General features: G+C 67.0%; 30 protein-coding genes. 4 read left to right on the top strand and 26 right to left on the bottom strand.

Going from position 1 to position 21,443, the window contains the following annotated elements; translation table 11 throughout:
* Positions 1–90: 90 nt before the first annotated feature.
* From BJ988_RS29870 to BJ988_RS29910, 9 genes are all read right to left on the bottom strand, one after another.
* Complete coding sequence (locus BJ988_RS29870; protein ID WP_179661029.1) at positions 91–2,352, bottom strand: cell division protein FtsK; 2,262 nt, start codon at positions 2,350–2,352, stop codon at positions 91–93.
* Between the two features lie 2 nt (positions 2,353–2,354).
* Positions 2,355–2,537, bottom strand: a complete 183-nt coding sequence (locus BJ988_RS29875) for a hypothetical protein (protein ID WP_179661030.1) — start codon at positions 2,535–2,537, stop codon at positions 2,355–2,357.
* A complete protein-coding gene (locus tag BJ988_RS29880) occupies positions 2,537–2,752 on the bottom strand; it encodes a hypothetical protein (RefSeq protein ID WP_179661031.1) in 216 nt (71 codons plus the stop codon). The genes BJ988_RS29875 and BJ988_RS29880 overlap by 1 nt, the downstream gene beginning before the upstream one ends.
* 4 nt (positions 2,753–2,756) lie before the next feature.
* Positions 2,757–2,966: a hypothetical protein gene (locus BJ988_RS29885; protein ID WP_179661032.1), complete on the bottom strand. Its 210-nt coding sequence runs from the start codon at positions 2,964–2,966 to the stop codon at positions 2,757–2,759.
* A gap of 11 nt (positions 2,967–2,977) precedes the next feature.
* Positions 2,978–3,373 carry a P-loop NTPase family protein gene (locus BJ988_RS29890; protein ID WP_179661033.1) on the bottom strand — a complete coding sequence of 132 codons (396 nt, stop codon included), beginning with the start codon at positions 3,371–3,373 and terminating at the stop codon, positions 2,978–2,980.
* On the bottom strand, positions 3,370–3,732 hold the full coding sequence (locus BJ988_RS29895) for a hypothetical protein (protein WP_179661034.1): 363 nt from the start codon (positions 3,730–3,732) through the stop codon (positions 3,370–3,372). The genes BJ988_RS29890 and BJ988_RS29895 overlap by 4 nt, the downstream gene beginning before the upstream one ends.
* A complete protein-coding gene (locus BJ988_RS29900; protein ID WP_179661035.1) occupies positions 3,729–3,941 on the bottom strand; it encodes a hypothetical protein in 213 nt (70 codons plus the stop codon). Before BJ988_RS29900 ends, BJ988_RS29895 begins: the two co-directional genes overlap by 4 nt.
* 15 nt (positions 3,942–3,956) lie before the next feature.
* On the bottom strand, positions 3,957–4,244 hold the full coding sequence (locus tag BJ988_RS29905) for a DUF6284 family protein (protein ID WP_179656084.1): 288 nt from the start codon (positions 4,242–4,244) through the stop codon (positions 3,957–3,959).
* A 92-nt stretch (positions 4,245–4,336) separates the two neighbouring features.
* Positions 4,337–4,606 (bottom strand): hypothetical protein, encoded by a 270-nt coding sequence (locus tag BJ988_RS29910; protein ID WP_179661036.1) that lies wholly within the window; start codon positions 4,604–4,606, stop codon positions 4,337–4,339.
* A 166-nt stretch (positions 4,607–4,772) separates the two neighbouring features.
* Here BJ988_RS29910 and BJ988_RS29915 point away from each other — a divergent pair, with 166 nt between their 5' ends.
* Positions 4,773–5,645 (top strand): AAA family ATPase, encoded by an 873-nt coding sequence (locus BJ988_RS29915; protein WP_218861152.1) that lies wholly within the window; start codon positions 4,773–4,775, stop codon positions 5,643–5,645.
* Complete coding sequence (locus tag BJ988_RS29920; protein ID WP_179661037.1) at positions 5,642–6,214, top strand: phosphotransferase-like protein; 573 nt, start codon at positions 5,642–5,644, stop codon at positions 6,212–6,214. Before BJ988_RS29915 ends, BJ988_RS29920 begins: the two co-directional genes overlap by 4 nt.
* A 179-nt stretch (positions 6,215–6,393) precedes the next feature.
* Here BJ988_RS29920 and BJ988_RS29925 read toward each other — a convergent pair whose 3' ends face one another.
* The 17 genes from BJ988_RS29925 to BJ988_RS30005 form a co-directional block, all read right to left on the bottom strand.
* Positions 6,394–7,512 (bottom strand): tyrosine-type recombinase/integrase, encoded by a 1,119-nt coding sequence (locus BJ988_RS29925; RefSeq protein WP_343051811.1) that lies wholly within the window; start codon positions 7,510–7,512, stop codon positions 6,394–6,396.
* Positions 7,509–7,748, bottom strand: a complete 240-nt coding sequence (locus BJ988_RS29930; RefSeq protein WP_179661025.1) for a helix-turn-helix transcriptional regulator — start codon at positions 7,746–7,748, stop codon at positions 7,509–7,511. The genes BJ988_RS29925 and BJ988_RS29930 overlap by 4 nt, the downstream gene beginning before the upstream one ends.
* 292 nt (positions 7,749–8,040) lie before the next feature.
* The gene (locus tag BJ988_RS29935; RefSeq protein WP_179661720.1) at positions 8,041–9,270 is read right to left on the bottom strand and encodes a DUF3631 domain-containing protein; all 1,230 of its coding nucleotides are present in this window, start codon (positions 9,268–9,270) and stop codon (positions 8,041–8,043) included.
* A gap of 392 nt (positions 9,271–9,662) precedes the next feature.
* Entirely contained in the window at positions 9,663–10,892 is a 1,230-nt protein-coding gene (locus tag BJ988_RS29940) for a DUF3631 domain-containing protein (protein ID WP_179661720.1), read from the bottom strand.
* A 392-nt stretch (positions 10,893–11,284) separates the two neighbouring features.
* Positions 11,285–12,586 (bottom strand): DUF3631 domain-containing protein, encoded by a 1,302-nt coding sequence (locus BJ988_RS29945; RefSeq protein WP_246321592.1) that lies wholly within the window; start codon positions 12,584–12,586, stop codon positions 11,285–11,287.
* Positions 12,583–13,611 carry a bifunctional DNA primase/polymerase gene (locus BJ988_RS29950; protein WP_179661026.1) on the bottom strand — a complete coding sequence of 343 codons (1,029 nt, stop codon included), beginning with the start codon at positions 13,609–13,611 and terminating at the stop codon, positions 12,583–12,585. Before BJ988_RS29950 ends, BJ988_RS29945 begins: the two co-directional genes overlap by 4 nt.
* Entirely contained in the window at positions 13,592–13,885 is a 294-nt protein-coding gene (locus BJ988_RS29955) for a hypothetical protein (protein WP_179661027.1), read from the bottom strand. Before BJ988_RS29955 ends, BJ988_RS29950 begins: the two co-directional genes overlap by 20 nt.
* Entirely contained in the window at positions 13,885–14,916 is a 1,032-nt protein-coding gene (locus BJ988_RS29960; protein WP_179661028.1) for a helix-turn-helix domain-containing protein, read from the bottom strand. The genes BJ988_RS29955 and BJ988_RS29960 overlap by 1 nt, the downstream gene beginning before the upstream one ends.
* A gap of 279 nt (positions 14,917–15,195) precedes the next feature.
* Positions 15,196–17,457 (bottom strand): cell division protein FtsK, encoded by a 2,262-nt coding sequence (locus BJ988_RS29965; protein ID WP_179661029.1) that lies wholly within the window; start codon positions 17,455–17,457, stop codon positions 15,196–15,198.
* Positions 17,458–17,459: 2 nt separating this feature from the next.
* The gene (locus BJ988_RS29970; protein ID WP_179661030.1) at positions 17,460–17,642 is read right to left on the bottom strand and encodes a hypothetical protein; all 183 of its coding nucleotides are present in this window, start codon (positions 17,640–17,642) and stop codon (positions 17,460–17,462) included.
* Positions 17,642–17,857, bottom strand: coding sequence for a hypothetical protein (locus BJ988_RS29975; protein ID WP_179661031.1), 216 nt, complete (start codon positions 17,855–17,857; stop codon positions 17,642–17,644). Before BJ988_RS29975 ends, BJ988_RS29970 begins: the two co-directional genes overlap by 1 nt.
* A 4-nt stretch (positions 17,858–17,861) precedes the next feature.
* Entirely contained in the window at positions 17,862–18,071 is a 210-nt protein-coding gene (locus BJ988_RS29980; RefSeq protein WP_179661032.1) for a hypothetical protein, read from the bottom strand.
* 11 nt (positions 18,072–18,082) lie between these two features.
* On the bottom strand, positions 18,083–18,478 hold the full coding sequence (locus tag BJ988_RS29985; RefSeq protein WP_179661033.1) for a P-loop NTPase family protein: 396 nt from the start codon (positions 18,476–18,478) through the stop codon (positions 18,083–18,085).
* Positions 18,475–18,837, bottom strand: coding sequence for a hypothetical protein (locus tag BJ988_RS29990; RefSeq protein WP_179661034.1), 363 nt, complete (start codon positions 18,835–18,837; stop codon positions 18,475–18,477). Before BJ988_RS29990 ends, BJ988_RS29985 begins: the two co-directional genes overlap by 4 nt.
* Positions 18,834–19,046, bottom strand: coding sequence for a hypothetical protein (locus BJ988_RS29995; RefSeq protein WP_179661035.1), 213 nt, complete (start codon positions 19,044–19,046; stop codon positions 18,834–18,836). The genes BJ988_RS29990 and BJ988_RS29995 overlap by 4 nt, the downstream gene beginning before the upstream one ends.
* A gap of 15 nt (positions 19,047–19,061) precedes the next feature.
* Positions 19,062–19,349 (bottom strand): DUF6284 family protein, encoded by a 288-nt coding sequence (locus tag BJ988_RS30000; protein WP_179656084.1) that lies wholly within the window; start codon positions 19,347–19,349, stop codon positions 19,062–19,064.
* 92 nt (positions 19,350–19,441) lie between these two features.
* A complete protein-coding gene (locus BJ988_RS30005; RefSeq protein ID WP_179661036.1) occupies positions 19,442–19,711 on the bottom strand; it encodes a hypothetical protein in 270 nt (89 codons plus the stop codon).
* Between the two features lie 166 nt (positions 19,712–19,877).
* Between BJ988_RS30005 and BJ988_RS30010 the strand changes: the two genes are divergently transcribed.
* A complete protein-coding gene (locus BJ988_RS30010) occupies positions 19,878–20,750 on the top strand; it encodes an AAA family ATPase (RefSeq protein ID WP_218861152.1) in 873 nt (290 codons plus the stop codon).
* On the top strand, positions 20,747–21,319 hold the full coding sequence (locus tag BJ988_RS30015) for a phosphotransferase-like protein (protein WP_179661037.1): 573 nt from the start codon (positions 20,747–20,749) through the stop codon (positions 21,317–21,319). Before BJ988_RS30010 ends, BJ988_RS30015 begins: the two co-directional genes overlap by 4 nt.
* Positions 21,320–21,443 lie beyond the last annotated feature (124 nt).

Genomic DNA, 21,443 nt, shown 5'->3' on the forward strand with positions numbered 1-21,443 from the left:
GCTACTCCGCTACGTCGCTGGTCAGGTAGCAGTTTCGGTAGTAGCAGGGGTGCTACGGGTAGCAGCCGCTACGGCTACCGATTCCGGGGTTCAGACGGGTGCAAGGACACCTCCGATCGGGTTGTCGGGGTCGTCGGTGTCGGTGTGGCCGAGTGTGTCGGTCAGGTCGCGGCGGACCAGACCGCGTTTGTTGGTCTGCTTGCCGTCGATGACCTTCTTGACCTGGACGGTGCGGATCCCGTGGGGTTTGACGGCAGCGGTGACCTGCTCCCCGGTCCACCCGCCATAGAGCGACCCGTTGTGCTCGGCGAGGCGGGCGGCGAGTTCGTCGCACCAGACCTTCCCGTTGCTCCACTCCGGGTCGTGCTCGGGCCAGACCGCGAGGAGGTGGTCCAGGATGGATCCGGTGTCGTCGTCGGGCAGGATCTCCCCGGCCGCCATTCCGGTCAGGCGGCCAGCGGCCAACCGCGCAGCACGGGCACGGGCACAGATGACCTCGGCGGCGGGCGCGTCCACGAAGGAGGACCGGACGATGACCGGGTCGTCACCCTCACCGACGAGGTAGGCGATACCGAGGTCTTTACGACCGAAGGTGGTCGCGCGGATGCCGGACTTGTACATCGAGGTCCCCAGGACCATGTCGTTCTCGACCTGTCCCATGACCTTGAGGCACAGCCGCAGGACCGCGTTCGCGGAGATGCCGGTCGGGATGGACTTGGCGTCGGGGCGCTGGGTGGCCAGCCAGACCATGATCCCGACCGCGGGTCCGCGCTTGACCAGGTCGGTGACGATCTCGGCGATCTCGGCCCCGTGGGTGGGGTGCTCGAACATCTTCTGTGTCTCGTCAAAGGCCCAGAAGATCGGGTGCAGTTTGAGGGACTTCTCCGAGGCGAGAGCGTCGGTGACCTTGGACTCGGGGCACACCTCCCGGGGCAGGGTCTTGATGGCCTTGTAGCGGCGGCGCATCTCGATCGCCCCTTCCCGCAGGTCGCGGACGAGGTAGTCGATGTCTTCGGGGTCGTCCCCGGACCGGTTGGCGTGGGCGACGTCATCGAGCATCCCGAGGTCGGATCCGCCCTTGAGGTTGTAGGTGTGCAGCTCGACGCGCGGGTCCAGCGCGGCAGCGAGGCAGAGCAGGCGCAGGGTGAACGTCTTACCCATGCGCGGCAGGGCACCGATAAGACCGGTCGCGAACATCAGGGTCACGACCACGGGGCGGCCACGCTGGTCGACACCGATCGGGATCGGCTCGAACACGTTGACCTTCCCGGAGGTGGCCAGCGGCCAGGGCGCGGGCTTGGACTGGGCCAGGGACTTGTCGGCGACGTAGAGGACCAGGCGGCCGACGTGGACCTCGGGGTCGGTCTCGGGCCACACCTTCCCCAGGGAGCGACGCAGACCCGAAGCGAGACGGTCGCGCTGCTCGATCACCTCCGAGGCAGTCACCCCGGGCGGGAGGTCGAGTTCGGCACGGAACCCAGCACCGTCACGCATGATCGGCGAGACGAACGCGATCGCCTTCGCACCCTCCTTAGCCATGGCCTGGTTCAGCCGCGCCAGACCCAGCGAACCGAGCGCGTTGAGGATCAGGTCCGAGGTAAGCCGCGGCTCCTTGGCCGTGTCCACGGCACGGCCGGTGATCGGCTTGTCCGGGTTGCGACCGAGCAGGCCGAGACCAGCCAGAGCGGCCAAGCCGAGACCGAGCTGGACCATCAGGGAGTCGATCCCGTACACGACGTAGGCGGCGATGCCGGCCACGGTCAGGAGCATCAGGACCGCAAGGAAGACGCGCGCTTTGATCTGGCGGCGGTGGTCCTCCCTCAGCCGGAGATAGGCCCCGGCGTCGAGGGTGTTGCCGCGTACGGTCATCCGGTTCTCTTTGTCCTCGGCGTCGAAGATCCAGCCCCAGCACATAGCCATGACACGGCCCAGGCCGAGCGGGGACCGGGCGGCCAACTTCGCGTAGTACGTCGGCAGACGCACCCCGTGATAGGTCGTGGTGTGGCCGTAGTGCTTCACCGCCCACGCAGCCGCCGACTTCGCCGACTCGCGGTCCTTGGCCCAGGCGGGCAGGATCTCCCGGCGCGGGGCAGCCTTGACCGTGCCGGACCGGTCGTCGCGAACGGCGAGGACCTGACCGTCAACGATCTCCGGAGTCGTCTCCGTGTCGTCCTCGGCGGCGGCGTCGGTGTTGTCGTGAGCGGCCTGAGCGCGCTCAGAGACGTTCTCGGCGATGGCCGGGGCAGCGTTGGTGCTCTCAGAGGCTTCAGGAGCGGCCTCACGGGCGCGGCGAGCCGCGTCGAGGTCGTAGACCCCGATCCCGTGGGCCTCTTGGTTCGGTGTGGTGGTCATGATCAGGCTCCCTTCTCAGCAAGGCCAGCGGCCTTGGTCAGGTTTTTGGCCAGGGTCCGGGCGGCGGCGGGGGTGATGGTGTGGACGCCGACCTGGACATACGGCGTCCTCGCGGACGGGTCGACGACGATGTCGGGGGTGTTGGGCCCCGACCTGATGACGGTGACCTTGGGGCGCTTGGGCATCAGAACCAGCCCTTCGCCACTGGGTTGGTGCGCTTGACCGGCTTCTTGTTCCGGTACGGGTCGGACGCTTTGCCGACCTTGGCCTTCTTGCCCGCGTGCGGGTCCTTGGAGCCGGGCAGCTTCTTCGCGACCTTCGCGCGGTGGGTCCGGGCGACGTGGCGTGCGGTGTCCTTGACGGTGCCGTGGCCGAACAGGCCGGTGTACTCGACAGCCATGGCGTCACTTCACCCACTTGGGGAACTTGTAGTTCTCGGCCATGTCGGCCTGCTTGAGGTAGACCTTGGCCAGGTCTTCGCAGGTCTTCGCGGCGGCAGGCTTGCCCTGCTCACGGAAGCGCGCGGCTCCCTTCTCGGCCATCTCAGCCTCGCGGCGGAACTTCGCAGCCTGTTTCTTGAAGTCGGCCCGGGCGGCTGCCTTGTTGATCTTCATGACTAGTTCCTTTACCTCTCGGTGGTGGTGTTGTCAGGCCAGGGGTAGGAGGCGCCAGCTGCACGCGCGGTCGCGGCGATCACCAGCCGCAACGCGGTGCGGTCCAAGCCGGGCAGGACCTCGTTGAGGCAGACCGTGCGGTCGTAGGAGGCCAGGGACAGCGCGATGTCCAGCAGGCGACGCTCACCCCCGGAGAGGTAGCCACCGTCCGCGCGGTCGGCGTCGATCCAGGCAGCGCCGGGCTCGACCCGGACCCACGACCCGTTCAGCAGGCGACCGCCCCAGGCACGGACCAGCAGCTCGACCGCAGCCTCGTCGGGAAGGGAGCCCTTCGCCCAGCGGCGCAGAGCGGCCGCGATCTCGGGCTTGGATGTCGGGATCTTCGCCAGGTTCTCAGGGGTGCTCATGCTGCGGCCTCCGAGACGGTCCACACGCGCTCGGTGGTCGACATCTTCACGAACACCGTGGTCTCGCCACTGCCAGCAGGGACCCGACCGGACCAGTCGTGACGAATCAGCAGCCCGATCGCGTCAGCGACGTAGGCCCGGGCATCCTCGCTCAGGTAGAGCGCATCGGCGATCAGCTGTGCCGCGACAAGCCCAGCGGGCTCGATCTCCAGCAGCACAGCGGGTCGACGCTCCGGGGCCCCATGAGCGAGACGAACGTCCGTCCCCGCGCTCACCTTGAAGCCGTGCACGTCCACGTTCGGGACACACTCCAGGATGTTTGCGGCCCAGGTCAGATCCCACGACTTCGCGGTACTCATCGGGCACCCCCGGCGATGTTCGAGGCGGCCGAGAGAGCCGACGTCATCGCCGTCTCGATCCCGTCCAGGATCGGCGCGCCGATCGTGGTCGAGGCCAACGAGAGACCGAGGACCGCACCGAAGGCGAGGACACCCGGGTGGGTGCCGCCCCAGCGGACCATGAAGACAGCGACGATCAGGAAGATGATGAACAAAGGTGCGGTAACCATGACTAGATATGCCTTTCAGGCGGCCTCGGCCGGGACGGCCGGGCGAGGGTCGGTGATCGTGTAGACAGGCGCGGCCGAGATCGCCGCGTCGTGGTTGGCCTGCTGGACCAGCAGGTGCAGCAGTGCCGTCATCGCCCGGCGGTGGGCCCGCTTGGCGAGCGCGTCGGCCGGGTCAGCGAGCAGACGGCACTCGGCCTCGACCAGATCGACCTCAGCAGCGATCTGCGGCCACTCGGCTTCAATCGCGGCCAGGTCATCTCCGGTCGGCTCGTCTCGTGTGTTCGCGAAGTGGTCGGTGTGCATCGGGGTGGTTCCTTCCGGGTGATGAGCGGGTGTTGCTTGGTGGCCGGGCCGGGGCTGCCTCTGGGGCTCACCCCGGGCCCGGGGATCGTGGGTCAGGCTCCGTACTTTCGGGAGCGGGCAACCTGACGACCGGCTTCGGTAAGGGCGAACAAGGCATCGCCGGACGGGAAGGACCGGACGCAGCGGATGAGGCCGCGCTCAGCGAGACCCGTGATGACGCGGTGGTGGTGCTTCCGGGTGGCGATCTGGCCACGGTTGACCGTGTCGGCGGTGTCCTTGCGGGTCTGCCAGGCGGCGTACATCGCGTCGAGGGTCTTGCCCTGGTTGGCGGTGATGGTGGCGGTGGTCGTGATCATCTTCATGCCCTTTCCGTGGCCTGGCAGCCGGGTGGCTGCCTGTGTTCTACCTAACAACGGAATGGCTCACCATGTCAACTGTTAGGTAGAAGTTTCTGCGAGAAATTTCCGCTCGGGCTGGGGTCGTGCGACAGTTGTCAGCGAAACTGTTAGGTCAGAACGAGCACACTGAATGGCGAAGGTCGAACTAGGGAGACGCATGACAGACGGGCCAATCGACGCACTGGCGGGTGCGAAGCAGCAGCGGATCGCACGCGACATTCAGAACCAGATCGAGGCGGGGGTCCTACGTGACGGCGAGGTCATGCCGTCGACCCGAACGCTCGCCGAGCAGACGGGTGCGAGCGTCTGGACGGTCAATGAGGCGATGAAGGCACTCGCAGAGATGGGGCTGGTGGAGAACCAGTCGCGTTCGCGCCGGATCGTGCGATCTGCGCACCTCACGCCCAAGGTGAGCGAGGCGGCTCCCCGGGCTCTGCTGATCGGCGGCTACGCGGGTAGCGGCAAGACCGAGCTCGGGCGCATCCTCACCCGGCTGACGGGCTGGATGATCATCGACAAGGACACCATCACCCGCCCAGTTGTCGAGGTGGCTCTTGAGGCGTTGGGGGCTGAGTCGAGCGATCGGGAGTCGGAGACCTATTTGTCAAAGGTCCGGCCGCGTGAGTATGAGGCGCTGATGTCGACGGCGCACGAAAACACGGCATGCGGCGCTGGTGCCGTCGTCACGGCTCCCTTCTTGCGTGAGTTCAAGGACGCGTCGTGGCTCGCGCGCCAGCAGGCGCAGTTTGCGGACGACGGATTACCCATGACCGTCGTGTGGGTCACCTGTGACGCGGACACGATGCTGACCTATGTACGTCGTCGGGGTGCAGCTCGTGACGCGCACAAGCTGGCCACCTGGGACGCGTACATGGAGGCGATTGACCTCACGTTCCGTCCAGTCGTGGACCATCACGTCATCGACAATTCGACATCTGCGGAGCCTCTTAAGGATCAGGCGGCGCGACTGATAGCAACGCTCGCCGAGGTGCCCGCGAAATGACTCGCGGGGTGATCCTCTACGGTCCGCCGGCCGCTGGGAAGGACACCGTCGACGCTGCCCTTCGAGCGCTGTCGGATGACTACGTCCACTTCGCGCGAATCAAGGTCGGCGAGGGTCGCCGAGAGGGCTACCGAATTACGACCAGCGCCGCGCTCCAAGAACTACGGGAGCGCGGCGGCGTCGTGTGGGAGAACAGCCGCTACGGTGCGACCTATGCGGTTGACAGGCCTGGCCTGATCGACGCGCTCGGCCATGGGGTGCCGGTCCTCCACCTAGGACAGGTCGAGGCGGTCGACGCGGTAGCCACGGCGGTCAGTGGAGCGCGTTGGGTTGTCGTTTCTCTCTGGTGTCCGGAGGATGTCGCAGTCGATCGGTTGCGGCAGCGGGGGAGTGCGGACGTTGCAGAGCGTCTGGAGGCATGGCGGGCGACGCCCGAACTGGGAGAGGCAGACCTCAGGTTCGATACATCCATGGTCGAGCCGCGTGATGCAGCGCGACGTATTGACGCACATGTTCGGAAGGCCTGCACGCTCGCCGATTCATTCCCCCCCGATTCCCCCCGAGGGTGAAACGACATGCAATACATGCAACGCCTGCCAGGTGTTCTCAACCCATAGTTCTGGGTCTCCAAACCTTCGCAATGAGAAGGCCAGGGGTTCGAATCCCCTCAGCTCCACCAAAGAAGAACCCCGCCTGACCTGCGGAAACGCAGAGAGTCAGGCGGGGTTCTTGCTTGTTTGTGCTGCCGTTATTCGGCGGATTCCCCCCGGATTCCCCCCGAGCCGTTCAGGCGGGCCAATCCGGCCTCATCTGCGACGGTCCCGAGGTGGTGCAGATAGATGTTTGTCGTCGCGATTGAGGCATGCCCCATCCATGCCTGAACCGTGGTCGCGGGCACGCCCTTCGCCAGCCACAGGCAGGCGGCCGTGTGGCGCAGATCGTGAATTCTGCGGCCGTGCGAGATCAGCTCCCAGTCGACGGCCCGCTTGACGGCGCTCGCGTGCAACCGGTGACCAGTGGCGGTGACGAACACCAGATCGCGGGTGGTGCGTCCGGCGATCAGGTCTTTGACGGTCGGGAGGATGCGGTCCGCGAGCGGCACGAATCGGGACTTCCCGGACTTGGTTGTCTTGGCTTCGCCTCCCTCGGGTGCTGCGCGTCGAACGTAGATGCCCGGCATGGGGTCGAATACGACGTCGCTCACTCGAACCTCACGCAGCTCCGACCAGCGGAGCCCGGTCCATCCCGCGACCAGCAGGATGTCCGAGAGTCGGGCGAGGTCGCGTGTTCGCTCTGCTGCTCGAATCAGACTGACGGAGTCCCTCGATGCGAGGTGGGCGGCATCGAGGACGAAGGTCTCTAGCTCGGTCTCGCTGAAGGGGTGCATCTCGGTGGCTACCTCACTTGCTTTGGGTACTCGGGTTGGTGTGACGGGGTTGTGCTGGACCATGCGTTCTCGGACTGCCCATGCGAAGAACGAAGACAGTGACGCCCGGTAGCGCTTGACCGACTTCTCGGCGAGGCCTCGGCGGCGGAGCGCGACCAGCGCGCGGGAGACCTCGCGTTCGGTCACACTGCCGATCTGCAGGGCTGACAGCGCGGGCGGTGTTAGGCGCGGGAGCGCGGCATCTGCGGTGTACGTCTTGGGGGCGACGGTCGCCTTGCGCTCATCGAGCCACATCGGCAAGGCCTTGCGGACGGTGATCTGTCCGGCGCGGCGGTCGAACCCACCCGCGAGCGCGGCACGCTCGCGGGTGAGCCAGTCGACAGCCTCGCGGCGGGTGTCGAACATCTTTGTGCCGATGTCGACCCGACCTTGCTTCAGTCGCGCTTGCCAGCGACCGTTCGTCATCTTCCGGACGTTCACGCGGCCACCTCCTCAAGCCAGGCGAGCACGTCGCTACGGCGATAGCGGGGCGAGTCAGGAGAGAGCCAGTAGACGCGAGGTCCCTTGCCGGTTGCCCGCCAGCGGCAGAGCGTCGACGGCGTCACCTTGAGCGCTTCGGCGACCTCGCGCGATGTCCAGAGGATCGGCAGCACATCGTTCGGGTCGTTGGCTGATCCCGCGACGGCCAGGTGATCGCGGCGGCTGATCTTGCTCATCAGTGGGCCTCCTTGGCGCTCGTGTTGTGGGTTGAGGTGGGGTGAGCCGTACCAGCCGTACCAGCCGTACCAACGGCGTGTTTCGGCTGGTCAGGTGCGGATTTTGGGTGGTACGGCTTTGGTACGGCTGGTACGGCTTGGGATTTCTGGTACGGCTTTGGTACGGCTCGATTTCCCAAGCCGTACCACTCGGAATCGTGGCCTGACCTCGGAAAACAGGGTCTTGGTACGGCTGGTACGGCTGGTACGGCTTGGGGCCCTCGACGTGTCGCCGGTCGGGTGGGGTGGGTGGTCATCGACGGGCCTCCGGGTCGCAGGTCGGGTGTGTGCGGGTGCCGTCGTCGATCGCGAGAGGTTGGCGGCAGATGAGGCAGGTTGGGGCGGGTGCGCAGTAGCGGGCCCAGGCGTCGGCGAACGCGGCACGCTGGTAGCCCTTGGCTTGTCCGGTGTCGAACCGGATCGTGTCGGATCGGATGTCGAAGTCGCGCAGCAGGAAACCGAGTTTCATCGCGGTCAGACCTTGCAGCGGGTTGGAGTAGGTCGCCCACGGTGCCTCGGGGTCGTCCTTGAGCCGGTCGAGCAGGACCGAGGTGGGCAGCGCTTCGGCGTCACCGAACGCGGTACGGCAGTCGGTCAGCAGTCGGGTTTGCAGGGTGGTCTGTGCGTTGGCGTCGCGGGTCTCGGTGAGGGTGACGCAGGCTTCGCGGCCGATCTCGGGCCAGTCGCCTCCGGCAAGGTCGGCGATCGCGAGCAGAGGTTCCCAGGTGTCGGCGGCGCGGTCCTCGACCGGCATGTCCGGGGTGGCGGTGCCGAGGTGGTCATGATGCGCGACCACCCACTGGTTCAGCCGCTTTCGGAGGTTGTCCAGCGCTGGACCATCACGGCGAGTCCGGTACGGCGCGACGGACTCACCAGGCGCGCGACGACGCATCCGGATAACGACGGCGCGGTCCTCGATGGTGTCCGGCATCGCACCGATCCCAGCGAGGGCGGCCATGGCGAATGTCTGGATGCGCTCGACGCTCGAGTTAGCGGCGTTGTAGCGCAGCGCGGGCCGGTTGCGCTGGTGTCCGGCGTTGAGCAGGCCGCGTAGGTCTTCGTTCTCGCCTGCCTTGGGTCCGAAGATGGTGTCGGCCTCGTCGAGCAGGATCGTGGGCGGGTTCTTCGTCTTCATCCCGATGGAGCGGTAAACGGCGCTGGGTGAGGCGTTGACGGTGAGCAGCGGGTCATGGCAGGTCGCCTCGGCCAGGTCGAGCAGCCGCGACTTGCCGCATCGTTTCTCCGGGGCACGGATCACCAGGCGGGGCGCGTGGGCCCACACGGGTACGGCGTGGGTGGCGGCGATCCAGAGAACGACCCCGGTCATGGCGTGAGCATCGGGGAGGATGACGTACTTCCCGATCGCATCGCGAACCTCGTTGAGCAGCAGCTCTCCCGCGTTGGGCGCGAAGTCGGCCGGGGTGAGCCTTTCCTCACCCGGGCTGACCGTGACGTTCTCGGCGGTGGTGGTGTCGTCGGCCATGGGTTGTTCCTCCGGGTTGGGTTCCGAGCGGCAGCACATCGTTCGGGTCGTTGGCTGATCCCGCGACGGCCAGGTGATCGCGGCGGCTGATCTTGCTCATCAGTGGGCCTCCTTGGCGCTCGTGTTGTGGGTTGAGGTGGGGTGAGCCGTACCAGCCGTACCAGCCGTACCAACGGCGTGTTTCGGCTGGTCAGGTGCGGATTTTGGGTGGTACGGCTTTGGTACGGCTGGTACGGCTTGGGATTTCTGGTACGGCTTTGGTACGGCTCGATTTCCCAAGCCGTACCACTCGGAATCGTGGCCTGACCTCGGAAAACAGGGTCTTGGTACGGCTGGTACGGCTGGTACGGCTTGGGGCCCTCGACGTGTCGCCGGTCGGGTGGGGTGGGTGGTCATCGACGGGCCTCCGGGTCGCAGGTCGGGTGTGTGCGGGTGCCGTCGTCGATCGCGAGAGGTTGGCGGCAGATGAGGCAGGTTGGGGCGGGTGCGCAGTAGCGGGCCCAGGCGTCGGCGAACGCGGCACGCTGGTAGCCCTTGGCTTGTCCGGTGTCGAACCGGATCGTGTCGGATCGGATGTCGAAGTCGCGCAGCAGGAAACCGAGTTTCATCGCGGTCAGACCTTGCAGCGGGTTGGAGTAGGTCGCCCACGGTGCCTCGGGGTCGTCCTTGAGCCGGTCGAGCAGGACCGAGGTGGGCAGCGCTTCGGCGTCACCGAACGCGGTACGGCAGTCGGTCAGCAGTCGGGTTTGCAGGGTGGTCTGTGCGTTGGCGTCGCGGGTCTCGGTGAGGGTGACGCAGGCTTCGCGGCCGATCTCGGGCCAGTCGCCTCCGGCAAGGTCGGCGATCGCGAGCAGAGGTTCCCAGGTGTCGGCGGCGCGGTCCTCGACCGGCATGTCCGGGGTGGCGGTGCCGAGGTGGTCATGATGCGCGACCACCCACTGGTTCAGCCGCTTTCGGAGGTTGTCCAGCGCTGGACCATCACGGCGAGTCCGGTACGGCGCGACGGACTCACCAGGCGCGCGACGACGCATCCGGATAACGACGGCGCGGTCCTCGATGGTGTCCGGCATCGCACCGATCCCAGCGAGGGCGGCCATGGCGAATGTCTGGATGCGCTCGACGCTCGAGTTAGCGGCGTTGTAGCGCAGCGCGGGCCGGTTGCGCTGGTGTCCGGCGTTGAGCAGGCCGCGTAGGTCTTCGTTCTCGCCTGCCTTGGGTCCGAAGATGGTGTCGGCCTCGTCGAGCAGGATCGTGGGCGGGTTCTTCGTCTTCATCCCGATGGAGCGGTAAACGGCGCTGGGTGAGGCGTTGACGGTGAGCAGCGGGTCATGGCAGGTCGCCTCGGCCAGGTCGAGCAGCCGCGACTTGCCGCATCGTTTCTCCGGGGCACGGATCACCAGGCGGGGCGCGTGGGCCCACACGGGTACGGCGTGGGTGGCGGCGATCCAGAGAACGACCCCGGTCATGGCGTGAGCATCGGGGAGGATGACGTACTTCCCGATCGCATCGCGAACCTCGTTGAGCAGCAGCTCTCCCGCGTTGGGCGCGAAGTCGGCCGGGGTGAGCCTTTCCTCACCCGGGCTGACCGTGACGTTCTCGGCGGTGGTGGTGTCGTCGGCCATGGGTTGTTCCTCCGGGTTGGGTTCCGAGCGGCAGCACATCGTTCGGGTCGTTGGCTGATCCCGCGACGGCCAGGTGATCGCGGCGGCTGATCTTGCTCATCAGTGGGCCTCCTTGGCGCTCGTGTTGTGGGTTGAGGTGGGGTGAGCCGTACCAGCCGTACCAGCCGTACCAACGGCGTGTTTCGGCTGGTCAGGTGCGGATTTTGGGTGGTACGGCTTTGGTACGGCTGGTACGGCTTGGGATTTCTGGTACGGCTTTGGTACGGCTCGATTTCCCAAGCCGTACCACTCGGAATCGTGGCCTGACCTCGGAAAACAGGGTCTTGGTACGGCTGGTACGGCTGGTACGGCTTGGGGCCCTCGACGTGTCGCCGGTCGGGTGGGGTGGGTGGTCATCGACGGGCCTCCGGGTCGCAGGTCGGGTGTGTGCGGGTGCCGTCGTCGATCGCGAGAGGTTGGCGGCAGATGAGGCAGGTTGGGGCGGGTGCGCAGTAGCGGGCCCAGGCGTCGGCGAACGCGGCACGCTGGTAGCCCTTGGCTTGTCCGGTGTCGAACCGGATCGTGTCGGATCGGATGTCGAAGTCGCGCAGCAGGAAACCGAGTTTCATCGCGGTCAGACCTTGCAGCGGGTTGGAGTAGGTCGCCCACGGTGCCTCGGGGTCGTCCTTGAGCCGGTCGAGCAGGACCGAGGTGGGCAGCGCTTCGGCGTCACCGAACGCGGTACGGCAGTCGGTCAGCAGTCGGGTTTGCAGGGTGGTCTGTGCGTTGGCGTCGCGGGTCTCGGTGAGGGTGACGCAGGCTTCGCGGCCGATCTCGGGCCAGTCGCCTCCGGCAAGGTCGGCGATCGCGAGCAGAGGTTCCCAGGTGTCGGCGGCGCGGTCCTCGACCGGCATGTCCGGGGTGGCGGTGCCGAGGTGGTCATGATGCGCGACCACCCACTGGTTCAGCCGCTTTCGGAGGTTGTCCAGCGCTGGACCATCACGGCGAGTCCGGTACGGCGCGACGGACTCACCAGGCGCGCGACGACGCATCCGGATAACGACGGCGCGGTCCTCGATGGTGTCCGGCATCGCACCGATCCCAGCGAGGGCGGCCATGGCGAATGTCTGGATGCGCTCGACGCTCGAGTTAGCGGCGTTGTAGCGCAGCGCGGGCCGGTTGCGCTGGTGTCCGGCGTTGAGCAGGCCGCGTAGGTCTTCGTTCTCGCCTGCCTTGGGTCCGAAGATGGTGTCGGCCTCGTCGAGCAGGATCGTGGGCGGGTTCTTCGTCTTCATCCCGATGGAGCGGTAAACGGCGCTGGGTGAGGCGTTGACGGTGAGCAGCGGGTCATGGCAGGTCGCCTCGGCCAGGTCGAGCAGCCGCGACTTGCCGCATCGTTTCTCCGGGGCACGGATCACCAGGCGGGGCGCGTGGGCCCACACGGGTACGGCGTGGGTGGCGGCGATCCAGAGAACGACCCCGGTCATGGCGTGAGCATCGGGGAGGATGACGTACTTCCCGATCGCATCGCGAACCTCGTTGAGCAGCAGCTCTCCCGCGTTGGGCGCGAAGTCGGCCGGGGTGAGCCTTTCCTCACCCGGGCTGACCGTGACGTTCTCGGCGGTGGTGGTGTCGTCGGCCATGGGTTGTTCCTCCGGGTTGGGTTCCGAGTTGGGCGTTGTCTGGTCGTCTCGTTGGTCGAAGGCGTGGGTCATGCGGCGCTCCGGGTCGCGGCGCGGCGGAAGCCGGACAGGATCGTGTTCTCGGCCTCGTAGGCGGTGTAGGCGCGAGCGGCGATGTGCCCAGCGGCAGCGACCAACAGCCGGTCGAGCGCGGAGTGTTCGGTGATCAGGTCGCGTGCAACCAACTTTCCGACTGTGGCGGCCGCGACGAAGAGCGCGGCGTTTCGGCCGCCCTTGGTCGCGTCCAGCAGACCCGCGACGCCGTTTGCGTGGTCGCCGTTGATCGCGATGTCGAAGACGCGGTTTACGTACGCGTCCGGGTCGCGCAGTGGCTCGCCGGACCCGATCGGCTGTAGTGGTCGGGCCTGTGTCCTAGAACCGTCCTGAGAGCGGTTCTGTGACGTGCGGGTGGCGGGTCGGCGGTCGTGGGTGAGGAGGTCGAGCAGGAACATCGGGAGCGGTGCGGCCGGGCGGTCGTCGATGATGTCGTACGCGCTAGCTCCGATGCTGGTTGGCGGTGCGGCGACGTATCCGCCGTGGGCGCGGGTGTCGATCAACCAGCCGATCTTTCCGGCTGTGTTGCCGTAGGCCACATCGGCCGGCGCAGCGTAGTAGAGGTGGGTTCCTCCGGAGACGGTGCGCACGGTGTAGGTCGGGGTGATGGTGCCGCCGTGGACTCCGGCGAGGTGGTCGAGCACGTCGGCGCCAGTGGTGATCTCGAACGACTTCCACGGTTCGGGGATCTCGGTTCCGGGCTTGTGGGTGTCGAGGTCGACCACGACCAGGCGGGAGGGCCCACAGGCGATCCCGACTCCGTAGGCGGGGTTGCTGGACCATGCTTTGGTGATCTTGTCGGCGCGGATGGTGGCGCGTTGCTCCCACCCGGCGTGAGTGGTGCGGCACCCCGGGGCGGTGCCATCGCAGTCGGTGGCACGGTGGTTCGGCGTAGCGGGCCGCTTGGAGCCGGGCAGCAGGGGGAAGACTCGCCAGCCACGGGCGGCGTAGTCCAGAGCGGTCGTGAGGCTGTCGGTCAGGGTGTCAGGCTGCTGCTGCATCATCGATCTGTCCTTCCTCGGATTCGTGCTGGTCGTGGTGCTGGTCTGGTTCGTGGCGGTCGGGTCGGGCGAGGGCGACCATGAAGCCCTTCAAGGTCGGTCGCGGGTGCTCGGCGGCGTACTCGGCGAGTTCGGTCGGATAGCCCAGGGATTCGGCCTCAGCGGCGAGGAACCAGGCGTGCGAGGCGTTGTGAAACTCGCTGGTGATCAGGTCGCGCCACCAGTGGCGGCGACGCTGCACATAGCGGCGGCGCGGACGGCGGGGAGGGCGGCTCATCAGGCACCCGCAGCCCTGCTATTGGTCCAGCGGTAGACGGTCCGGTCGGAGACGTCGAGCAGCCCGGCGACCTCGGGCACGGGCAGCCCGTACGCGCGCAGCTCGACCGCAGCGCACGCGGCGTGGACCTGGTCGCCGTCCTCGTCGTTCAGCGGCTCATCGCAGATGGCGCACTGGTCGATGTGGTCCTCGTTGTGGTGCGCGTCGTCGTGGGTGTCAGGGATGACAGTCAGGGTCGGCGCGACACTGACAGCCGGGGTGACAGCGGAGCCGGGAGCAGTGATCTCGTGAGGGTGGTTGTCAGGGTCGGTGTCACCCGCGGTGTCAGCCCTGGTGTCAGGGGTTGTGTCAGGGGTGAGGGTCGCCTGACGGCCGATCAGCTTGCCGTAGGCGATCGCCCCGGCCGCGTGCTTCTCGGCGGACCTGGTCAGCCGGGACGCGGCGCGGTTCTCGGCGCGCTCGACGGTCACCTTGATCTCGGCCAGAGCACGGGTACGTGCGGCCAGCCGCGCCGACTCGCCGTAGCCGGTGATGGTCTCCATGTGGGCGGCGTGACGAGCCTCGATCACGGCCAGGGCTCGCTGGTCGCGGATCTCTGCCGTGCGGGACCGGATGATCGCGGCAGTCTCCGGGGAGACGGTGACCTGGTCGCGGATCCCGTCAGCGACCAGCAGCAGCGCAGCCAGCGCCGGAATCGCCGACCAAGGGCCCATGTGCCCGACAGCAGCGAGCAGGACCGTCGAGGCGGCCACAGCAACCGCCGTGGCGGCACCGAAGCCGTAGGCGGCGGCTCGCTGTCCGGACTTGTAGGCACCGATCGTGGTGTGACCCAGCGCAGCCCACACCACATCAGCGGCGAGAGCGACGGCTACACCGACAGCGGGCGCGGCAGAACCTGCGGCGGGGATCATCGCGGCGACCTGCGGCGCGATGGTCACAGCGACCTGGACGAAGCCAACGAAGGTCATTCCGTAGCCGACACCAGCGAGGCCAGAGGGCCGTTTCTTGGTGGTGGTGGTGTGCGCGTTCATGGCGGTGAGTTCTCCTGTTTCGGACTGTTTCGGGCATGGGTGAGGTAGGGACTTGGGCCAGCGAGACGTTTCTGGAGGGTTTCTCCGCTACCGGGTGGAGGTGTTGGGCGAGGTGGGTAGCGGTAGCGGGCGGGAGGAGGGGTCGGATCGGCCCGGATCCAGGGTTCGAACGGGTGCGCGAAGTGGAGGGCTACTCCGCTACGTCGCTGGTCAGGTAGCAGTTTCGGTAGTAGCAGGGGTGCTACGGGTAGCAGCCGCTACGGCTACCGATTCCGGGGTTCAGACGGGTGCAAGGACACCTCCGATCGGGTTGTCGGGGTCGTCGGTGTCGGTGTGGCCGAGTGTGTCGGTCAGGTCGCGGCGGACCAGACCGCGTTTGTTGGTCTGCTTGCCGTCGATGACCTTCTTGACCTGGACGGTGCGGATCCCGTGGGGTTTGACGGCAGCGGTGACCTGCTCCCCGGTCCACCCGCCATAGAGCGACCCGTTGTGCTCGGCGAGGCGGGCGGCGAGTTCGTCGCACCAGACCTTCCCGTTGCTCCACTCCGGGTCGTGCTCGGGCCAGACCGCGAGGAGGTGGTCCAGGATGGATCCGGTGTCGTCGTCGGGCAGGATCTCCCCGGCCGCCATTCCGGTCAGGCGGCCAGCGGCCAACCGCGCAGCACGGGCACGGGCACAGATGACCTCGGCGGCGGGCGCGTCCACGAAGGAGGACCGGACGATGACCGGGTCGTCACCCTCACCGACGAGGTAGGCGATACCGAGGTCTTTACGACCGAAGGTGGTCGCGCGGATGCCGGACTTGTACATCGAGGTCCCCAGGACCATGTCGTTCTCGACCTGTCCCATGACCTTGAGGCACAGCCGCAGGACCGCGTTCGCGGAGATGCCGGTCGGGATGGACTTGGCGTCGGGGCGCTGGGTGGCCAGCCAGACCATGATCCCGACCGCGGGTCCGCGCTTGACCAGGTCGGTGACGATCTCGGCGATCTCGGCCCCGTGGGTGGGGTGCTCGAACATCTTCTGTGTCTCGTCAAAGGCCCAGAAGATCGGGTGCAGTTTGAGGGACTTCTCCGAGGCGAGAGCGTCGGTGACCTTGGACTCGGGGCACACCTCCCGGGGCAGGGTCTTGATGGCCTTGTAGCGGCGGCGCATCTCGATCGCCCCTTCCCGCAGGTCGCGGACGAGGTAGTCGATGTCTTCGGGGTCGTCCCCGGACCGGTTGGCGTGGGCGACGTCATCGAGCATCCCGAGGTCGGATCCGCCCTTGAGGTTGTAGGTGTGCAGCTCGACGCGCGGGTCCAGCGCGGCAGCGAGGCAGAGCAGGCGCAGGGTGAACGTCTTACCCATGCGCGGCAGGGCACCGATAAGACCGGTCGCGAACATCAGGGTCACGACCACGGGGCGGCCACGCTGGTCGACACCGATCGGGATCGGCTCGAACACGTTGACCTTCCCGGAGGTGGCCAGCGGCCAGGGCGCGGGCTTGGACTGGGCCAGGGACTTGTCGGCGACGTAGAGGACCAGGCGGCCGACGTGGACCTCGGGGTCGGTCTCGGGCCACACCTTCCCCAGGGAGCGACGCAGACCCGAAGCGAGACGGTCGCGCTGCTCGATCACCTCCGAGGCAGTCACCCCGGGCGGGAGGTCGAGTTCGGCACGGAACCCAGCACCGTCACGCATGATCGGCGAGACGAACGCGATCGCCTTCGCACCCTCCTTAGCCATGGCCTGGTTCAGCCGCGCCAGACCCAGCGAACCGAGCGCGTTGAGGATCAGGTCCGAGGTAAGCCGCGGCTCCTTGGCCGTGTCCACGGCACGGCCGGTGATCGGCTTGTCCGGGTTGCGACCGAGCAGGCCGAGACCAGCCAGAGCGGCCAAGCCGAGACCGAGCTGGACCATCAGGGAGTCGATCCCGTACACGACGTAGGCGGCGATGCCGGCCACGGTCAGGAGCATCAGGACCGCAAGGAAGACGCGCGCTTTGATCTGGCGGCGGTGGTCCTCCCTCAGCCGGAGATAGGCCCCGGCGTCGAGGGTGTTGCCGCGTACGGTCATCCGGTTCTCTTTGTCCTCGGCGTCGAAGATCCAGCCCCAGCACATAGCCATGACACGGCCCAGGCCGAGCGGGGACCGGGCGGCCAACTTCGCGTAGTACGTCGGCAGACGCACCCCGTGATAGGTCGTGGTGTGGCCGTAGTGCTTCACCGCCCACGCAGCCGCCGACTTCGCCGACTCGCGGTCCTTGGCCCAGGCGGGCAGGATCTCCCGGCGCGGGGCAGCCTTGACCGTGCCGGACCGGTCGTCGCGAACGGCGAGGACCTGACCGTCAACGATCTCCGGAGTCGTCTCCGTGTCGTCCTCGGCGGCGGCGTCGGTGTTGTCGTGAGCGGCCTGAGCGCGCTCAGAGACGTTCTCGGCGATGGCCGGGGCAGCGTTGGTGCTCTCAGAGGCTTCAGGAGCGGCCTCACGGGCGCGGCGAGCCGCGTCGAGGTCGTAGACCCCGATCCCGTGGGCCTCTTGGTTCGGTGTGGTGGTCATGATCAGGCTCCCTTCTCAGCAAGGCCAGCGGCCTTGGTCAGGTTTTTGGCCAGGGTCCGGGCGGCGGCGGGGGTGATGGTGTGGACGCCGACCTGGACATACGGCGTCCTCGCGGACGGGTCGACGACGATGTCGGGGGTGTTGGGCCCCGACCTGATGACGGTGACCTTGGGGCGCTTGGGCATCAGAACCAGCCCTTCGCCACTGGGTTGGTGCGCTTGACCGGCTTCTTGTTCCGGTACGGGTCGGACGCTTTGCCGACCTTGGCCTTCTTGCCCGCGTGCGGGTCCTTGGAGCCGGGCAGCTTCTTCGCGACCTTCGCGCGGTGGGTCCGGGCGACGTGGCGTGCGGTGTCCTTGACGGTGCCGTGGCCGAACAGGCCGGTGTACTCGACAGCCATGGCGTCACTTCACCCACTTGGGGAACTTGTAGTTCTCGGCCATGTCGGCCTGCTTGAGGTAGACCTTGGCCAGGTCTTCGCAGGTCTTCGCGGCGGCAGGCTTGCCCTGCTCACGGAAGCGCGCGGCTCCCTTCTCGGCCATCTCAGCCTCGCGGCGGAACTTCGCAGCCTGTTTCTTGAAGTCGGCCCGGGCGGCTGCCTTGTTGATCTTCATGACTAGTTCCTTTACCTCTCGGTGGTGGTGTTGTCAGGCCAGGGGTAGGAGGCGCCAGCTGCACGCGCGGTCGCGGCGATCACCAGCCGCAACGCGGTGCGGTCCAAGCCGGGCAGGACCTCGTTGAGGCAGACCGTGCGGTCGTAGGAGGCCAGGGACAGCGCGATGTCCAGCAGGCGACGCTCACCCCCGGAGAGGTAGCCACCGTCCGCGCGGTCGGCGTCGATCCAGGCAGCGCCGGGCTCGACCCGGACCCACGACCCGTTCAGCAGGCGACCGCCCCAGGCACGGACCAGCAGCTCGACCGCAGCCTCGTCGGGAAGGGAGCCCTTCGCCCAGCGGCGCAGAGCGGCCGCGATCTCGGGCTTGGATGTCGGGATCTTCGCCAGGTTCTCAGGGGTGCTCATGCTGCGGCCTCCGAGACGGTCCACACGCGCTCGGTGGTCGACATCTTCACGAACACCGTGGTCTCGCCACTGCCAGCAGGGACCCGACCGGACCAGTCGTGACGAATCAGCAGCCCGATCGCGTCAGCGACGTAGGCCCGGGCATCCTCGCTCAGGTAGAGCGCATCGGCGATCAGCTGTGCCGCGACAAGCCCAGCGGGCTCGATCTCCAGCAGCACAGCGGGTCGACGCTCCGGGGCCCCATGAGCGAGACGAACGTCCGTCCCCGCGCTCACCTTGAAGCCGTGCACGTCCACGTTCGGGACACACTCCAGGATGTTTGCGGCCCAGGTCAGATCCCACGACTTCGCGGTACTCATCGGGCACCCCCGGCGATGTTCGAGGCGGCCGAGAGAGCCGACGTCATCGCCGTCTCGATCCCGTCCAGGATCGGCGCGCCGATCGTGGTCGAGGCCAACGAGAGACCGAGGACCGCACCGAAGGCGAGGACACCCGGGTGGGTGCCGCCCCAGCGGACCATGAAGACAGCGACGATCAGGAAGATGATGAACAAAGGTGCGGTAACCATGACTAGATATGCCTTTCAGGCGGCCTCGGCCGGGACGGCCGGGCGAGGGTCGGTGATCGTGTAGACAGGCGCGGCCGAGATCGCCGCGTCGTGGTTGGCCTGCTGGACCAGCAGGTGCAGCAGTGCCGTCATCGCCCGGCGGTGGGCCCGCTTGGCGAGCGCGTCGGCCGGGTCAGCGAGCAGACGGCACTCGGCCTCGACCAGATCGACCTCAGCAGCGATCTGCGGCCACTCGGCTTCAATCGCGGCCAGGTCATCTCCGGTCGGCTCGTCTCGTGTGTTCGCGAAGTGGTCGGTGTGCATCGGGGTGGTTCCTTCCGGGTGATGAGCGGGTGTTGCTTGGTGGCCGGGCCGGGGCTGCCTCTGGGGCTCACCCCGGGCCCGGGGATCGTGGGTCAGGCTCCGTACTTTCGGGAGCGGGCAACCTGACGACCGGCTTCGGTAAGGGCGAACAAGGCATCGCCGGACGGGAAGGACCGGACGCAGCGGATGAGGCCGCGCTCAGCGAGACCCGTGATGACGCGGTGGTGGTGCTTCCGGGTGGCGATCTGGCCACGGTTGACCGTGTCGGCGGTGTCCTTGCGGGTCTGCCAGGCGGCGTACATCGCGTCGAGGGTCTTGCCCTGGTTGGCGGTGATGGTGGCGGTGGTCGTGATCATCTTCATGCCCTTTCCGTGGCCTGGCAGCCGGGTGGCTGCCTGTGTTCTACCTAACAACGGAATGGCTCACCATGTCAACTGTTAGGTAGAAGTTTCTGCGAGAAATTTCCGCTCGGGCTGGGGTCGTGCGACAGTTGTCAGCGAAACTGTTAGGTCAGAACGAGCACACTGAATGGCGAAGGTCGAACTAGGGAGACGCATGACAGACGGGCCAATCGACGCACTGGCGGGTGCGAAGCAGCAGCGGATCGCACGCGACATTCAGAACCAGATCGAGGCGGGGGTCCTACGTGACGGCGAGGTCATGCCGTCGACCCGAACGCTCGCCGAGCAGACGGGTGCGAGCGTCTGGACGGTCAATGAGGCGATGAAGGCACTCGCAGAGATGGGGCTGGTGGAGAACCAGTCGCGTTCGCGCCGGATCGTGCGATCTGCGCACCTCACGCCCAAGGTGAGCGAGGCGGCTCCCCGGGCTCTGCTGATCGGCGGCTACGCGGGTAGCGGCAAGACCGAGCTCGGGCGCATCCTCACCCGGCTGACGGGCTGGATGATCATCGACAAGGACACCATCACCCGCCCAGTTGTCGAGGTGGCTCTTGAGGCGTTGGGGGCTGAGTCGAGCGATCGGGAGTCGGAGACCTATTTGTCAAAGGTCCGGCCGCGTGAGTATGAGGCGCTGATGTCGACGGCGCACGAAAACACGGCATGCGGCGCTGGTGCCGTCGTCACGGCTCCCTTCTTGCGTGAGTTCAAGGACGCGTCGTGGCTCGCGCGCCAGCAGGCGCAGTTTGCGGACGACGGATTACCCATGACCGTCGTGTGGGTCACCTGTGACGCGGACACGATGCTGACCTATGTACGTCGTCGGGGTGCAGCTCGTGACGCGCACAAGCTGGCCACCTGGGACGCGTACATGGAGGCGATTGACCTCACGTTCCGTCCAGTCGTGGACCATCACGTCATCGACAATTCGACATCTGCGGAGCCTCTTAAGGATCAGGCGGCGCGACTGATAGCAACGCTCGCCGAGGTGCCCGCGAAATGACTCGCGGGGTGATCCTCTACGGTCCGCCGGCCGCTGGGAAGGACACCGTCGACGCTGCCCTTCGAGCGCTGTCGGATGACTACGTCCACTTCGCGCGAATCAAGGTCGGCGAGGGTCGCCGAGAGGGCTACCGAATTACGACCAGCGCCGCGCTCCAAGAACTACGGGAGCGCGGCGGCGTCGTGTGGGAGAACAGCCGCTACGGTGCGACCTATGCGGTTGACAGGCCTGGCCTGATCGACGCGCTCGGCCATGGGGTGCCGGTCCTCCACCTAGGACAGGTCGAGGCGGTCGACGCGGTAGCCACGGCGGTCAGTGGAGCGCGTTGGGTTGTCGTTTCTCTCTGGTGTCCGGAGGATGTCGCAGTCGATCGGTTGCGGCAGCGGGGGAGTGCGGACGTTGCAGAGCGTCTGGAGGCATGGCGGGCGACGCCCGAACTGGGAGAGGCAGACCTCAGGTTCGATACATCCATGGTCGAGCCGCGTGATGCAGCGCGACGTATTGACGCACATGTTCGGAAGGCCTGCACGCTCGCCGATTCATTCCCCCCCGATTCCCCCCGAGGGTGAAACGACATGCAATACATGCAACGCCTGCCAGGTGTTCTCAACCCATAGTTCTGGGTCTCCAAACCTTCGCAATGAGAAGGCCAGGGGTTCGAATCCCCTCAGCTCCACCAAAGAAGAACCCCGC

The organism is Nocardioides panzhihuensis, from assembly GCF_013408335.1.
In the GTDB taxonomy this organism is placed as follows: domain Bacteria; phylum Actinomycetota; class Actinomycetes; order Propionibacteriales; family Nocardioidaceae; genus Nocardioides; species Nocardioides panzhihuensis.